Origin of the sequence: Rickettsia rickettsii (genome assembly GCF_001951015.1) — a bacterium.
In the GTDB taxonomy this organism is placed as follows: Bacteria; Pseudomonadota; Alphaproteobacteria; order Rickettsiales; family Rickettsiaceae; genus Rickettsia; species Rickettsia rickettsii.
In genome coordinates this window covers 822,045-837,134 of sequence record NZ_CP018914.1, presented here as the reverse complement: position 1 = coordinate 837,134, position 15,090 = coordinate 822,045, and the positions used below count along the sequence as shown (strand labels likewise).

Here is a 15,090-nt window from a genome sequence, read left to right as displayed (position 1 = left end):
GCCAAATATATAACATGTCGGAAATTGAAAAAAAATTTAACGAATCATCATACGGTGCTGATTCCATAAAGGTTTTAAAAGGTCTTGAAGCCGTAAAAAAAAGACCGGGAATGTATATCGGGGATGTTGGAGACGGGTCGGGTCTACATCATATGATTTATGAAGTAGTCGACAACGCTATCGATGAGTCGCTTGCTGGTTATTGCGATCTAGTACGAGTAACATTAAATAAAAACGGTTCAGTAACCGTATCCGATAACGGGCGAGGTATACCCGTTGAAATTCATGAAGAAGAAGGAATATCGGCAGCTGAAGTTATTATGACTCAACTTCACGCAGGCGGTAAGTTTGACCAGAACGCTTATAAGGTTGCAGGCGGTCTACACGGTGTTGGTGTATCGGTTGTAAATGCTCTTTCTGAATGGCTTGAGCTGCGTATTTGGCGTAATAATAAGGAATATTTGATGAGATTTAATAATGGTATAACGGAAGCTCCGCTTGCGGTTGTCAAAGAAAATATTGATAAAAAAGGTACGGAAGTTACTTTTTTTCCGTCTGTAGAAACGTTTACTAATATAGAATTTGATTTTGGCACTATAGAGCATCGTCTTCGTGAGCTTGCTTTTTTAAATTCAGGCGTAAAGATTTTACTCGTCGATAATCGCTTTGAAGAAGTGAAAGAAGTAGAGTTTTATTATACGGGCGGTATAGAAGCTTATGTAAAATATATAGACAGAGCGAAGCACGCTATCCATCCATGTATAGTAGTTAATACGGAGAATGCTGAGTCCGGTATAAGCCTTGAGCTTGCGATGCATTGGAACGATTCTTATCATGAAAATATTTTATGCTTTACTAATAATATTAGGCAGCGTGATGGCGGAACTCATCTTAGTGCTTTCAAATCAGCGATAACACGTGTTATTACCTCGTATCTTGATACTACGGGTCTTAATAAAAAAGCTAAAAATTACTTTAGCGGTGAAGATACTAGGGAAGGGCTATGTTGTGTGCTTTCCGTTAAAGTCCCTGATCCTAAATTCTCTTCTCAAACAAAAGATAAGCTAGTAAGCTCCGAAGTACGACCGGTTGTTGAGAATGCCGTTTATACAAAGGTTCTTGAGTGGTTTGAAGAGCATCCAGCAGAAGCTAAGGCAATTATAGCTAAGATTATGGAAGCTGCGAATGCTCGTGAAGCTGCTAGAAAAGCAAGGGAACTCACTCGAAGAAAATCAGCTTTAGAAGTTTCGAATTTACCAGGTAAACTTGCAGATTGCCATGCAAAAGATCCTGCTATTTCAGAATTGTTTATTGTTGAGGGGGACTCTGCGGGCGGTACTGCAAAGCAGGGTAGGGATAGCAAAATTCAGGCTATATTGCCTTTGCGTGGTAAAATTTTGAACGTTGAACGTGCAAGATTTGATAAAATGCTCGGTTCGGACCAAATCGGTACGTTAATTACAGCGCTTGGAATTAGTGTTGAACGAGAATTTTCCTTAGAAAAGCTTAGATACCATAAAGTTATTATTATGACTGATGCTGATGTTGATGGCTCGCACATTAGAACTTTATTACTCACGTTTTTCTATCGTCATATGCCTGCGCTAATAAATAAAGGCTATCTATATATAGCTCAGCCACCGCTTTATAAAGTAAAGAAAGGAGCAGCCGAGTTTTATTTAAAGAATGAGCAAGCGCTGCAAGATTATTTGATCAAATCAACTATTAATGATGCAACCTTAATTCTAGACGATAAAGAGCAGTTAGTGGGTGATAATTTAGAAGAGCTAATTAATAAAGTGGTTAAGTTTAACGGCTTACTTGACCATGCTAGCAAAAAATTTAATCGCTCAATTACCGAAATTCTTGCTATTAATGACTTACTTAATAACAAAATATTTGATCCTGAAAGTGATTTAAGACTTAAAAAAGCTTTAGATGTTTTAAATAGCTTAGAAGATTCGCCTGATAAGACTAATTGGGAAGTTTTAAAACATGAAAATAAAATAGAGTTCTTCCGCTTTAGTAGGGGTTTAAAAGAAAGTAAAATATTATTGAAAGAGCAGTTAGAATCATTTGAGTTTGTACAAATATCAAAGCTTGCTTTAACGATTTTTGATATATTTAGTAAGCAATTAAAGCTTATAGTGAAAAGTCAGGAATTCGATATTTTAACACCGAGTCAGTTGTTAAATACCATTATAGAATGCGGAAAAAGAGGTATAAATATTCAGCGTTTTAAGGGTCTTGGTGAGATGAATTCCGACCAGCTATGGGAAACTACTCTTGACCCTACAAAAAGAACTTTGCTTCAGGTAAGAGTTGCAGAAATTGATGAAGCAGAAGGCATTTTCTCTACTTTAATGGGTGATGTTGTTGAACCTCGCAGGTTATTTATCCAAGCAAATGCGTTGAATGTCGTGAATTTGGATGTGTAGTATAATCGGTGTCATACCGTGGCTTGACCACGGTATGACAATTTAATCAGTTTTTTCTCGCAATGACGTTACAATTTTATCAAAATAATTTATGCACAAATTGATTATTCACGGTGGTACACCTCTGAAAGGTAGTATTAATATTAGCGGTGCTAAAAATGCCGTGCTACCTATTATGGCAGCGTCTATTCTTACCGATAAACTGCATATTACTAATGTTCCAAAGTTAACGGATGTTAGTACTATGAAAGATTTGCTCCGAAGTCACGGGGCAGATATTGAAATAATAAAACATCAAGATGAATTTGAGCTTATAATTGATACCAAAAATATAAATAACTTTACTGCAGATTATGAAATAGTCCGTAAAATGAGAGCATCGATTTGGGTGCTTGGTCCTTTGCTTACCAAATACGGTAAAGCAAAAGTATCGCTTCCGGGTGGTTGTGCTATTGGAGCAAGGCAAGTAGATTTGCATATTGCTGTATTAAAAGCTATGGGAGCTGAGATTGAAATAGAAGACGGTTATATTAACGCTTCAAGTAAAGGACGCTTAAAAGGTACTCATTTTGTTTTTGATAAAGTTTCCGTAGGTGCTACGATTAATGCAATACTTGTAGCTGTTTTAGCAGAGGGGGAAACTGTGCTTTTTAATTGTGGTCGAGAGCCGGAAATAGTTGATTTATGTAATTGTCTTATCACAATGGGAGCCGATATTGCAGGTATCGGCACTAGCGAAATAACAATTAAAGGCAAGGATTCTTTAAATAAAGCGAGCTATAAAGTACTTTCTGATCGTATTGAAGCCGGTACTTATATGTTTGCGGCAGCTATTACTAAAGGTGATGTAAAAATTTGTGGGATTGATTACCATATTGTAGAAAATATAGCTTTAAAACTTATCGAAACGGGTATAAAAGTTGTGCCGATCAATAACGGAGTTCAAGTAACTTATGAAGGGAAGTTAAATTCAGTGGATTTAGAAACTAATCCCTATCCTGGCTTTGCTACTGATTTGCAAGCACAATTTATGAGCCTTATGACGCTTAGTAGCGGTGTTTCAATGATCACCGAGAATATTTTTGAAAATCGTTTCATGCATGTTCCTGAATTATGTAGAATGGGAGCAGATATAGTAGTACGAGGTAATAAGGCGGTTGTTCGAGGTGTAGAAATGTTAAAAGGCGCAGAAGTTATGGCAAGTGATCTTAGAGCTTCGGTATCGCTAATACTCGCTGGTCTTAGTACTAATAGCAAAACCGTATTACACCGAATATATCATTTAGATCGTGGCTTCCAAGATTTAGAAAAAAAATTAAGTAATTGTGGTGCAGATATAAAAAGGGTATAATATATTCGATCAACTTCAAAAATGGGCTAAGTCGTTCGTTCTACAAGAGCTGCAGTACGCACGTATTAAGTATACGCTGTGTTCCTCGCCTTGTCAACTCCTTGCTCTTTTTGAAGTTGATCTGCGTATATTCGTTTCCTATTTATTTATAGTATACTATTTTTAACGGAGAAAAATTATGGCAAGAATTACAGCAGAAGATTGTAATAAAATTATACCGGATAGGTTTCGGCTTGTTGTCCTAGCAACAAGATATGCTAAATTATTAAATTATAAAGTAGAAACTAATCACATCAAAAAAGAAAAGCTTGATAAGCCTCCTGTTATCGCATTACGTAGAATTGCTGCCGGAAAAGTATCGGTAGCTCAGTTAGAACAAGATTTAATAAATAGTCTGCGTACAAGAACTATGATAGAGCCGCTTGTTAATCAAGATGAATCAGAAGCTGTAGAAGAAAAATTTGAGTATTTACCTGAAGTGTATATCGGGGAAGATTATTCTGATTTAGATGATCAAATCTTTATTGATGAGCATGGCGAAGATTATGAAACCGATAAGTAAATGCTTATCGGTGTTGGTACTGATATAGTACAAATTCCTAGAATCGAAAAAATATTACATTTATATCCAGAACTTTTTGCTAAAAAAATTCTAACTTCAAAGGAATTAAAACAGTTTGCTTTGTTGGGAAAAATAAACCATGCTGCTTTTTTAGCCAAGCGTTTTGCTGCTAAAGAGGCTGTTAGTAAAGCCTTTGGAGTCGGTATAGGTCAAGGTATAAATTTTAAAGATATTACTATACTAAATAATGATTTAGGTAAGCCTATAGTAGAAGTTAGCTCAAACTATACAAACAAACTCTCTCCTTTTAATATTCACCTTTCTCTTGCTGATGATTATCCTGTGTGTGTAGCATTTGCTGTGATTGAGAGTAGTTATAATGTTATTCGTGGGTAGAGGCGTGTTACTGTGTGAACCCTATTGCATTCCTGCGGAGGCATTGTTGCATGGATACCCAAACCGTCATTGCGAGGCGCGAAGCGACTTGGCAATCTCATGCAGTAATAACAAACTCCTGAGATTGCTTCGTCAAAACTTACAGTTTTTCCTCGTAATGACGACTTGGTATACGGGGAATGCCCGCTCTCGCAATGACAAAATATAAATTACGATCCGGCTTTGCTGTCTGCTTTAGGTAACATGATTTTTACATTAGCTTTAGCTTCTAAATCAGCAATATATTTCTTTAGTATTTCTGCAGCTAATATATTATCAATAGTTACTTTTGCTTCTTCTTTTGTTGGAATAGGCACAGGTTTTTTCTCAAGCACTTTGATAATATGCCAACCGAAATCGGTTTTTACAGGAGTTGAAACTTCATTTACTTTTAAAGCAAAAGCTTTCTTTTCAAATTCCGGTACTAACTGCCCAGGTTGATTTAGTAGAATGTAACCGATAACGCCGCCGTTTGAAGCTGAAGCTTTATCAAGAGATAACTCTTCTGCAAGCTTAGTAAAGTTTCCGCCTTTGCTTAATTTGGTTTTTATATCATTAGCTTCTTTTTGAGATTTAACTAAAATATGAGCAACTTTTATTTGTTCTTTACCTTTAAGATTAACGACATATTTATTATATTCGTCATCAAACATCTTATCTGTAATGTTAGATTTTATGTAGTTTGCTAGTAATTCTTGTTGAGCTAATTGATTTTTTGCATTTTCAAGTTTTTCTTGGAATTCTTTAGAAGAAGTAATATTTGACTTAGCAACTTCTTCTTTTAACAAAAGATTATTAACATAAATTTTTATTAATTTTTCCTGATCTTGTGGTGGAAAATCATCAAAATTTTTGATTGTTTCACCTGATTGAAGATTAAGCTGAGGCTTAAATTCTTTCATAATTTGCGATGCTTTTACTTCACCGCCTTTATAGGTAGCAACTACCTTGTCTTTATCAGCAAAAGCAATACCGGAAAGCATGCTCACTGATAAAAATATAACAGATAATTTTTTCATTTATGACTCATAATTGTGTTAAATATAAACTTAAATTTTATAAAAATAATATATAACCGTCAACAGCTATTTGAGAATATTTTATTTATTAATAATAATTTACAAATATTTGTAGTAAAAAAATTATTCATTTAAATAAAATTATAACATTTGATAATTTTATAAAAAATACCTATATTCAAGTACTAAAATACTAAAAATATCATAAGGACTTTAATGCTTTCTATTTTAAAAAAACTTTTCGGTACTGCAAATGATCGTACTGTAAAAAAACTATTTTCTGAAATTACAAAAATTAACTCGCTTGAACCTGCTATACAAAAATTATCAGATGAGGAGTTGAAGAATAAAACTGTGGAGTTTAAAGAAAAGCTTAAAAACGGAGCTACTTTAGACGATATAGTATATGAGGCGTTTGCGGTAGTTAGGGAAGCAGCTAAAAGAGTTTGCGGTATGCGTCATTTTGACGTTCAGCTTATAGGTGGCCTGATATTACATCGAGGCATGATTACCGAAATGCGTACCGGTGAGGGTAAGACCTTAGTTGCAACGCTTCCTGCTTATTTAAATGCTTTAACTGGAAAAGGTGTACATGTTGTAACCGTAAATGATTATCTAGCACGCCGTGATTCTGCTGCCATGGGTAAAATTTACAATTTTTTAGGTTTATCGGTTGGATGTATTGTTGGCGGTATGCCTGATGAGGTAAAACGAGCCGCCTATAACGCCGATATTACTCATGCAACAAATAATGAACTCGGTTTCGATTATTTAAGGGATAATATGAAGTATAGCTTGCAGGAGCGGGTACTGCGTCCTTTTAATTTTGCTATCATCGATGAGGTTGATTCGATTTTGATAGATGAAGCAAGAACTCCGCTCGTTATCTCGGGTCCGGTTAATGATAATGCAGAATTATACGGTAAAATTGATAAAATAGTACGTCTGCTTAATGCAAGTGATTTTGAAAAAGACGAAAAATTAAAAACTATCAATTTAACGGAAACCGGCATTACACATATAGAATCGCTTTTAAGTAAAGAAAATATTATAAAACCAGATACCAGTTTATATGATTTTGAGAATTTAACTTTAGTACATTATATTAACCAAGCCTTAAGAGCTCATAATATGTTTACTGTTAATGTAGATTATTTGGTGCGTGAAGGTAAAGTAATGATTATTGATGAGTTTACCGGTCGTGTAATGGAAGGGCGTAGATATTCGGAAGGGTTACATCAAGCATTAGAAGCAAAAGAAAATGTGAAAATTCAAAATGAGAACCAAACTTTAGCATCTATTACTTTCCAAAATTATTTTCGTAATTATCCTAAATTATCGGGTATGACCGGTACGGCTATGACCGAAGCACCGGAACTAAAAGATATATATAATCTCGATGTGGTCGCAGTCCCAACCCATAATAAAGTTACAAGGCTTGACCTTGATGACGAAATTTACGGTAGTAAAAAAGAAAAATATGATGCTATCTTAAAGCTAATTAGGGATTGTTACGATCGTGGACAGCCTATACTTGTCGGTACGATAAGCATAGAAAAGTCAGAAGAACTTTCAAGCGTTTTAAATAAAGAAAACATCCCTCATAAAGTATTAAACGCCAAATTTCATGAGCAGGAAGCTTTTATTATTGCTCAAGCAGGTAGGTTTAAGGCAGTAACGATTGCAACTAATATGGCAGGACGGGGTACTGATATTATGCTTGGCGGTAATCCTGAAATGTTAATAGAACAGCTGGATAAAGAACATAATTATGAAGCTAAAATAGCTGAAATAAAAGCTCAAATTGCCGAAGAAAAGAAGCAGGTTATTGAAGCAGGCGGCTTATTTGTGATAGGTACGGAAAGGCATGAAAGCCGTAGGATAGATAATCAGCTAAGAGGAAGATCAGGTAGACAAGGTGATCCTGGTAAAACTAAGTTTTTCCTATCGCTTGATGACGATTTAATGCGTATTTTTGCATCAGATCGTATATCAGGAGTCCTTAGAACACTTGGATTGAAAGACGGAGAGGCTATCCACCATCCAATGATTAGTCGTTCACTTGAGAAAGCGCAGCAAAAAGTGGAAGGACATAACTACGAAATGCGTAAAAATTTATTACGTTTTGATGATGTAATGAATGACCAACGTAAGATAATATACGAGCAACGTACTGAAATTATTAAATCTAAAGATAGTCACGGTTTCTTAAATAGTACTACTGAGGAACTCGCCAAAAAGATAGTATTAACTTTCATGCCGGTAGGCTCTTATAGAGAAGATTGGGATATAGAGAATTTAAGCGTAGAATTACATCGTGTTTTTTCTATAAAATTTGATCATAATGTAGTAAGTAAAAATGATGTAACGGAAGAAGAAATCACGAAGACCGTTATACAAATGGCTCATGATATATATAAGTCAAAAGAAGAAGCCTATAGTAGCGAGTTAATGCATAATGCCGTGAAATATATTTTATTAACTACCCTTGATCAAGTTTGGAAAGATCATTTATATAGCTTAGATCATTTAAGACAAGGCATATCTCTTCGAGCTTATGGCCAAAAAGATCCTCTTAGTGAGTATAAAAGAGAAGCATTTAACTTATTCGAGCAGATGCTTAATAATTTAAAAGAATTATTTATTCAAACCGTATACCATTTCCATATTGACTTAAAAAATGTTCAAAAAGAAGATGTTTCGCTTGAGTATAAAAAACTTCAGAAAAATATGTGTGAGAGTCGGGAAGATCCGGCATTTAGTAAATATAACGCAGGAAGTAGCCTTGAGACTGACCTTAAACCAGTCGTATCACGCATTGATCCAAAAGATAGAAACCCTGATGATCCTACTAGTTGGGGTAGGGTATCTCGTAATGAGCTATGTCCGTGCGGTTCAGGCAAGAAATATAAATATTGTCATGGTGCAAATGAATAGATGAACACCTATAATACCCTACGATTTTTACTCTATGTCATTCCCGCGCAGGCGGGAATCCAGCAAAACTCGAAAAAATCAAAAGGTTATAGCTATTTCTTACAATTTCTTTACATTTTTAGAAAAAGTAAAAATTCTTCGAGATTTTTATACTTTCTGGATTCCCGCCTTCGCGGGAATGACATAAAACAAGCCATTAATTCTTAAGACAATAAAACCTTTTTAAAAATTGTAGGGTATTATAATGAATATCACTTTACATCAGCGTTCTCTAAAAATCCAAGCTAGGCTTAATTTTATAGTGTAGCAAATTCTAGATAGTGCACAAGATAAAATCGCTATGATTATCTTTGGCTCTTTTGCAAGAGGTGATTGGGTGCGTTATCTACCTAACGGTTACCATACGGCAAGGATTAATAAGTAGGAGTTCTCAGTATTGTCTGCGTGACTTCCTAATCGTCATTGCGAGGAAATTGCATAGCCATTGACTAAGCAATCTCAGGAGTTTGTTATTATTTCATAAGATTGCCACGCAGCCTACGGCTGCTCGCAATGACGATTTGGGTATCCAAGCAAGCCTTTTGCAGGAATGACAATGAGATCTTTATCACCTTTAAGAAATACAAAGTATAAATAAGTAGAATATGATAAAAGAACTATTAAATAGTAATTTAACTCTGTTGCTAAAGTCAAATAGAGTAGTAGTGCAAGATATAGAACATTATGTAAAACAATGTAGCTTTGAAAATGTTTTAAAAGAGTCTATTTTTCTCTTGATAAAGTGGGCCTAGTAAGGAGTTTAAATGAATTACGTGCAGTATCTACTACTGAACTATTTTCGGTATCTACAAATAATGCACTAAAAGTTGGCTAAATGGTTAGTTGAAGAAAAAAAAGCAAATGTTAATATGTGTAGTGATATTTTGAAGAATACTCCTTGAAATTCAGCTGCACGTCACAGAAATTGTAGCAGAATATCTAATATCAAAAGGCGTTGCAGTAAACGGGAACGAGGAGCTTGGCTAGGATCACCTTTATATGCAGCAGTAAGCACTTTAATGTAGCAAAACTATTACTTAAGAACGGAGCTGAGGTGGATCAAAGAAAATCCGGAGGAATACCTTTGCATGCGGTTGCTAAAAATGTTCGATGTACTTCTAAAGATATTAAGGATGATGAAATATATAAGCTGTTAGTATCATATGGTGCTGATATCAACGCAAAAGTAGAATGTACAATAGAGCATTTGTCGGTGAAAGTGAAGTAATAACGGAAGAATAATGATATTTTGAGATATCTTAACATATTTATAGGCATTGCCTAGAAATCGTTGATACCCCGTCATTGTAAGCGGCTGTAGGTTCCTGTTGCATGGATACCAAATCGTCATTGCGAGCGACTGTAAGGAGAGTGGCAATCCAGAAAAATAATAAAAATGCTACGCATTTTACTAGCTTGCTTCGTCAATTACTTTGTAATTTTCCTCGTAATGACGTCAACTTTTCAAATTATCAACTTTTTCTAGGTAATGTCTATTTATCGACACGGTAGTTATTGACAAGTTTAGGAAAAAGTTTTATATTCTTCACAAGTTTAAGAAAAAGTTAATAGTATATGTCTAAAGCAAAAACAGCTTCCAAAAATAACCCGACTTCTAGGGAACAGGCTAAAGAATATTTTCATAACGGTCAGAAAATCAAACCGGTCAAGCTTATTGCTGCTCAAAAGTCTTTTCTAGCTGCCGAATATGAATCTTCCGGAGATTTAGTCGTAGGGAGCAATGGTCAGCCATTACCTTGGGGATTAGTTAAAAGCTTATCTTAATATTTTCACTTCCAAAAACCTCGCTAATAAATAATCGGGGGCATAGCTCAGGGGTAGAGCATCTGCTTTGCACGCAGAGGGTCAAGGGTTCGATTCCCTTTGCCTCCACCACTTCCGATAAGGGTTTCAAGGCTTTTTGAAATTTAGTAAAAACTTTGAATGTTCCTTTTGTTTTAATTTTCGCTCCATGTCTTGCTAAAAAAATATTCTGTACCTACTATTATTGGTTATGGGAAGTATTTACAACAGCAGAATCTAGGCAAAAATAATAATCTACATACTCAAAAGTTGAGGTGACTATTTACTTGAGAAAGAAATATACGAAGCTTTGCTAGAACTCAGTAATTATAGCAGTGAAGAGAATAATAAATTATTAAGTACGACTTATTTTTTATAAATTAATAAAAAAATAAGGACATAATATGGAAAACTAAAGAATATGGTTACATAATTGACTATGTAGGGTTATCGAATCAATTAAAACAAGCACATCAATTTTATGAAAATTATGGTTTAAACAATTTTGATAGAGAAGATTTAGAAGATGCTATATTTTTTGTATATGATACATTGAAAGCATTTTTTCCGTTACTACAAGAAATTAAAAATATTTTTATAAAGTGCCTAACGATTTGGATTCTGAACAGCTCGAACAGCATTTAGCCGATAAAGTTATACGCAATAAGTTTTATTTCTTGTTGAATAAATTGAAAAATCTGATGTCTATAGCTTCTAATTCTTATAAATCTTATGAAGAAAAAGAACAAGTTAATTTACAATATGAATAGAATTTAATAAGCTCAAAGAGAGAGTGGAAAAGCGTTATAAAGAAAAACCGGATAAAAAATATATACCGCTCAAGTCATGAAGTTGCTTGATGAGTATGTTATTGCCGGTCATATTACTAAAACTGAAGCGGTTCACATTCGGTCATGGATATGGCTAATCAAATACAAGATACTATTAAGGATTATATCAATATCGATCCTGCCTTTTATCAAAAATTTTCTACCCTTAATAAATAACACAATAATACAGCATCATAATAAACGTTTATCGTAGAGTGATCTTTTAAATAGAGTTAAAAAATAAGAGCTGAATTTAAAAATGATGTGCCAAGTGAACTCGGCACTAACAAAACAATAATAGCTTTTTACAGAATCGAAAAGATCAAAATCAGCGTGAAAATGCCATGCAAATTGCTCTTGATACCTATGACATCATTAAGCAGGAAATAATTGTTCATTGGACAAAAAACACTTCCATTTTAAATGCAAAATTCACTTGATGATTATTTTGTTGATGTTGTTAAAAAAGAAATGAGGATTGACTTTAATAATGAAGATTTAAGTGATGTTGTGGAAAGCCTAATTGATTTTGCTAAAGATCATGAAGCTAAATGATTTGGCTTAAATAACGCAAATAGCGAATTATTGCATAATGCGCTATTATAGAATTTTTAAGCTATCAATATTTATAATATCTTTAGTCGTATTATCGTAATATTTTCCTAATATGTCTAAAGTGTTTTGGTCATAGTCATTTTGAGCTTCCATATGCCATACCGGTTCATAATCGCGAGCTGCTAAAAAATGTTTTGTATAATGTTTTAATTCTCTCTCACCTGAGTTACCAAGTTTGTATGAAAGTGTATAAGAAATGGTGGGTTGATTTGGGGCCTTTTCTATTTTTTATTGAATATAATTATACTGTAATTCGTTTGTATTGCCTATAATGTGGATATTTATGTGTCTGTGTTGTAAGTTATATATCTCTGTTAGCTTTTCAGGTTCTATTGTGCACATAGCATTCCAGCCTTTATCAAATACCTCATTATCTCGTATAGGATTACCGTTTTTTTCTTGTATAAGCTCATTCATTTTCTTACGAAATTTTGCGGTAGTTATTTTACCGGTTTTATACTGATCTATTATTCCGTTAGTTTTTCTTCTTCTTTTGCCATAGTAGCAATATCCGGTATACTTAGTCCGCTGTATTTGCTAAATGTTATTATAGCGAGTTCCCTCTTGGTTAAAATTACCTGCGAATATTTAAAAACATGAGCTTTTATCATAGTGATTACCTATAAATTGTTAGTTTTAAAAATATAAAATTGTTAAATAAAAAATCAATATTATAATATTAAGAAATCATATTTAGGGTAAAATAATGAGTTTAAAATCCGCTTGGTTAGATACGCCTCTTGGTTCTATGCTGGCAATTAGTGATACAGAGAGGCTTTATTTGCTCGATTTTGTTGAAAGTAAAGGATTAGAGTATAAAATTAAAAGACTTAAGATTAACACAAAATCGGCTATTACTGAAGATCGCACTAGACCGATTATATCAATTGAAGAGGAGCTTAAATCTTACTTTAGCGGTACTTTGCAAAAATTTAATACTCAGATATATCTTTTAGGAAGCGAATTTCAAAAATTAGTATGGCAAGAACTAATGAATGTACCTTATGGTGAAACAAGAAGTTACTTTACCCAAGCTAAATTAATAGGTATGGAAAGATCTTATAGAGCCGTTGCAAATGCTAATGGAGCAAATAACTTTGTTATAATTATTCCGTGTCACCGCATCATCAATAATAATGGTAAGCTTGGCGGTTATGGTTCAGGGCTAGATCGCAAAAAATGGCTTATCGAGCATGAGAGACAGAAGTATTAAATAAAAAATCAATGCCTGAATTTCGGTTACAGGAGTTTTAAAAAGTTCATATAATATAATTATAAATTTATATTATAGGATAAATTAATATGTTTAATAAGCTTCAAAGACAAGAATATTATCAGGCATTAATTAATAAAGATGACAGATATGAAAATATCTTTTTTGTAGCGGTTAAAATAACAAGAGTATTTTGTAGACTGACTTGTCCTGCACGGAAACCTAAATTTGAAATTGTGAATTTTATAAAACTGCTAAGGAAGCTTGGCATACTTCATATAGACCTGGTCAGCGTTGCAAGCTCTTTCACATACTTGGCGAAGCTTCAGGTTTAGTTTGTACTCTTGTTAATGCTATTGAGTTTAATCCTGCTAAAAGATGGAAAGATAGTGATTGTGATGAGCTATCAGTAGCTGCTTCTACAGCACGTTGCCAATTTAAAAAACGTTTTGGTATGACGTTTGTAGAATATGCGAGAGCAAGGCGTATGGGTATTGCGATGAAGCAAATGCGCATGGGTGAATCGGTCATGAATACACAAATTGATATGGGTTATGAGTCAAGTAGCGGTTTGCGAGATGCTGTCTCTAAAATAATGGGAGGACCGAAAATTTAACCGGCATTTAAATATTTTAAAAGCGGCTTGGCTAGATACGCCTCTTGTTTCTATGCTGGCAATTAGTGATGAAAAATTGCTTTATTTGCTAGAGTTTGTTGATCGAAGAGGTTTGGAGCGTGAACTTGAGAGGCTAAGGATTAAGATAGAATCTGCTATTATTGGAAGCACTGAACCGATTTGAATGATTGAAGAGGATCTTCAATTGTACTTATAACGGAAAAATTTAATACGTCTATATAGCTTTTAGGAAGCCCATTTCAAAAAATGGTTTGGCAAGAATTAATTAATATACCTTACGGTGAAACACGAAGCTATTTAAATCAGGCTAAAGTTTTGGGCAAACCTAATTCTTATAGAGCTGTTGCAAATGCTAATGGTATGAATCAGTTAGCAATCATTGTTCCTTGTCATCGTATTTATTAATAGCAATGGCAAACTTGGAGGCTATGGCAGGGGATTACATCGTAAAAAATGGCTTATTGAACATGAGAGAAAATTGACAACAAATTAGAAATATTTTACTTGAGAATGCTACTATTCCTGTAGAACGTAGAATGCTATTCTTGAAAACTAGAGGAGAGTAGGGAGAGCATGACCGATTTATTGGTGTGACCGTGCCGACTTTACGTACAATAGCTAAAAGTTATTTATAATTGGATATGGAGGATTTAAGCCGACTTATTACTTCAGAATTTAATGAAGAGAAATTTTTAGCATTAGCTATTTTGATTATGCAATATCAGACAGCACAAGATAAAGAGTTTTTGTATAATTTTTATTTAAACAATATAAAACACGTAAATAATTGGAATTTAGTGGATGCATCAGCTCATCATATAATCGGAGCTTATTTATGGGATAAAGAAAAGGATTATCTCTTTACACTAACAAAATCGGAAATTCTATGGAAAAGACGAATAGCTATAGTTGCTACTTGGTATTTTATCAAAAATAATACATTAGATACGACTTTTGAAATAGCAAAATTACTCTTAAACGATAAACATGATTTAATGTATAAAGCAGTAGGTTGGATGCTACGTGAAGCAGGAAAAAAAGATGAAAAACAATTAATAGATTTTTTGGATCGCTATACTTTACAAATGCCAAGAATCGCAGTTCGTTATGCTATAGAGAGATTACCACAAGAAGTGTACAAAAAATATCTTTTAAAAAACTAGATTTATATTTAATCTATGTTAATATTTCATTTTAATTTATTAAGGGTA

The 15,090-nt window shown here is 33.9% G+C and carries 16 protein-coding genes, 1 tRNA gene and 3 pseudogenes; 17 read left to right on the top strand and 3 right to left on the bottom strand.

Annotated elements, in window-relative coordinates; genetic code table 11:
* Positions 1–14: 14 nt before the first annotated feature.
* From gyrB to acpS, 4 genes are all read left to right on the top strand, one after another.
* Positions 15–2,438, top strand: coding sequence for a DNA topoisomerase (ATP-hydrolyzing) subunit B (gene gyrB, locus BTU51_RS05060; RefSeq protein WP_012151047.1), 2,424 nt, complete (start codon positions 15–17; stop codon positions 2,436–2,438).
* Positions 2,439–2,529: 91 nt separating this feature from the next.
* Positions 2,530–3,789 (top strand): UDP-N-acetylglucosamine 1-carboxyvinyltransferase, encoded by a 1,260-nt coding sequence (murA, locus tag BTU51_RS05055; RefSeq protein ID WP_012151046.1) that lies wholly within the window; start codon positions 2,530–2,532, stop codon positions 3,787–3,789.
* A 178-nt stretch (positions 3,790–3,967) separates the two neighbouring features.
* Complete coding sequence (gene rpoZ / locus BTU51_RS05045) at positions 3,968–4,351, top strand: DNA-directed RNA polymerase subunit omega (protein ID WP_012151045.1); 384 nt, start codon at positions 3,968–3,970, stop codon at positions 4,349–4,351.
* Positions 4,352–4,747: a holo-ACP synthase gene (acpS, locus tag BTU51_RS05040; protein WP_012262491.1), complete on the top strand. Its 396-nt coding sequence runs from the start codon at positions 4,352–4,354 to the stop codon at positions 4,745–4,747.
* A gap of 209 nt (positions 4,748–4,956) precedes the next feature.
* On the opposite strand, the gene BTU51_RS05035 is transcribed toward acpS, so the two are convergent.
* A complete protein-coding gene (locus tag BTU51_RS05035; RefSeq protein ID WP_012262490.1) occupies positions 4,957–5,805 on the bottom strand; it encodes a peptidylprolyl isomerase in 849 nt (282 codons plus the stop codon).
* Positions 5,806–6,021: 216 nt separating this feature from the next.
* Here BTU51_RS05035 and secA point away from each other — a divergent pair, with 216 nt between their 5' ends.
* The 7 genes and pseudogenes from secA (at position 6,022) to BTU51_RS09800 (ending at position 11,969) form a co-directional block, all read left to right on the top strand.
* Positions 6,022–8,742: a preprotein translocase subunit SecA gene (gene secA / locus BTU51_RS05030; protein ID WP_012151042.1), complete on the top strand. Its 2,721-nt coding sequence runs from the start codon at positions 6,022–6,024 to the stop codon at positions 8,740–8,742.
* A gap of 244 nt (positions 8,743–8,986) precedes the next feature.
* A pseudogene (locus tag BTU51_RS09350) lies at positions 8,987–9,148 on the top strand (nucleotidyltransferase); the annotation flags it as partial.
* A 612-nt stretch (positions 9,149–9,760) separates the two neighbouring features.
* Positions 9,761–10,009, top strand: coding sequence for an ankyrin repeat domain-containing protein (locus BTU51_RS05015; RefSeq protein ID WP_012151041.1), 249 nt, complete (start codon positions 9,761–9,763; stop codon positions 10,007–10,009).
* 347 nt (positions 10,010–10,356) lie between these two features.
* Positions 10,357–10,566, top strand: a complete 210-nt coding sequence (locus BTU51_RS05010) for a hypothetical protein (protein WP_004998070.1) — start codon at positions 10,357–10,359, stop codon at positions 10,564–10,566.
* A gap of 36 nt (positions 10,567–10,602) precedes the next feature.
* A tRNA-Ala gene (locus BTU51_RS05005) sits at positions 10,603–10,677 on the top strand.
* A gap of 509 nt (positions 10,678–11,186) precedes the next feature.
* Positions 11,187–11,354: a hypothetical protein gene (locus tag BTU51_RS08615; RefSeq protein WP_012151040.1), complete on the top strand. Its 168-nt coding sequence runs from the start codon at positions 11,187–11,189 to the stop codon at positions 11,352–11,354.
* Positions 11,355–11,837: 483 nt separating this feature from the next.
* Positions 11,838–11,969 carry a hypothetical protein gene (locus BTU51_RS09800; RefSeq protein ID WP_012151039.1) on the top strand — a complete coding sequence of 44 codons (132 nt, stop codon included), beginning with the start codon at positions 11,838–11,840 and terminating at the stop codon, positions 11,967–11,969.
* A 288-nt stretch (positions 11,970–12,257) separates the two neighbouring features.
* On the opposite strand, the gene BTU51_RS04995 is transcribed toward BTU51_RS09800, so the two are convergent.
* Positions 12,258–12,446, bottom strand: a complete 189-nt coding sequence (locus BTU51_RS04995; protein WP_012151037.1) for a hypothetical protein — start codon at positions 12,444–12,446, stop codon at positions 12,258–12,260.
* Positions 12,447–12,496: 50 nt separating this feature from the next.
* Positions 12,497–12,640, bottom strand: a complete 144-nt coding sequence (locus BTU51_RS08610) for a hypothetical protein (protein WP_012151036.1) — start codon at positions 12,638–12,640, stop codon at positions 12,497–12,499.
* Positions 12,641–12,735: 95 nt separating this feature from the next.
* On the opposite strand from BTU51_RS08610, the gene BTU51_RS04990 reads away from it, so the two are divergent.
* From BTU51_RS04990 to BTU51_RS04960, 6 genes and pseudogenes are all read left to right on the top strand, one after another.
* Entirely contained in the window at positions 12,736–13,242 is a 507-nt protein-coding gene (locus tag BTU51_RS04990) for a methylated-DNA--[protein]-cysteine S-methyltransferase (protein WP_012151035.1), read from the top strand.
* Positions 13,243–13,331: 89 nt separating this feature from the next.
* Entirely contained in the window at positions 13,332–13,577 is a 246-nt protein-coding gene (locus tag BTU51_RS04985) for an Ada metal-binding domain-containing protein (RefSeq protein WP_012151034.1), read from the top strand.
* Between the two features lie 119 nt (positions 13,578–13,696).
* A complete protein-coding gene (locus tag BTU51_RS09345; protein WP_075807919.1) occupies positions 13,697–13,858 on the top strand; it encodes a cysteine methyltransferase in 162 nt (53 codons plus the stop codon).
* 52 nt (positions 13,859–13,910) lie between these two features.
* Positions 13,911–14,372: pseudogene (locus tag BTU51_RS10000) on the top strand (methylated-DNA--[protein]-cysteine S-methyltransferase).
* Positions 14,368–14,514 (top strand): annotated as a pseudogene (locus BTU51_RS09340) (DNA alkylation repair protein). The pseudogenes BTU51_RS10000 and BTU51_RS09340 overlap by 5 nt, the downstream one beginning before the upstream one ends.
* A gap of 6 nt (positions 14,515–14,520) precedes the next feature.
* Positions 14,521–15,042, top strand: coding sequence for a DNA alkylation repair protein (locus BTU51_RS04960; protein WP_012151030.1), 522 nt, complete (start codon positions 14,521–14,523; stop codon positions 15,040–15,042).
* The last annotated feature ends 48 nt before the right edge of the window (positions 15,043–15,090 follow it).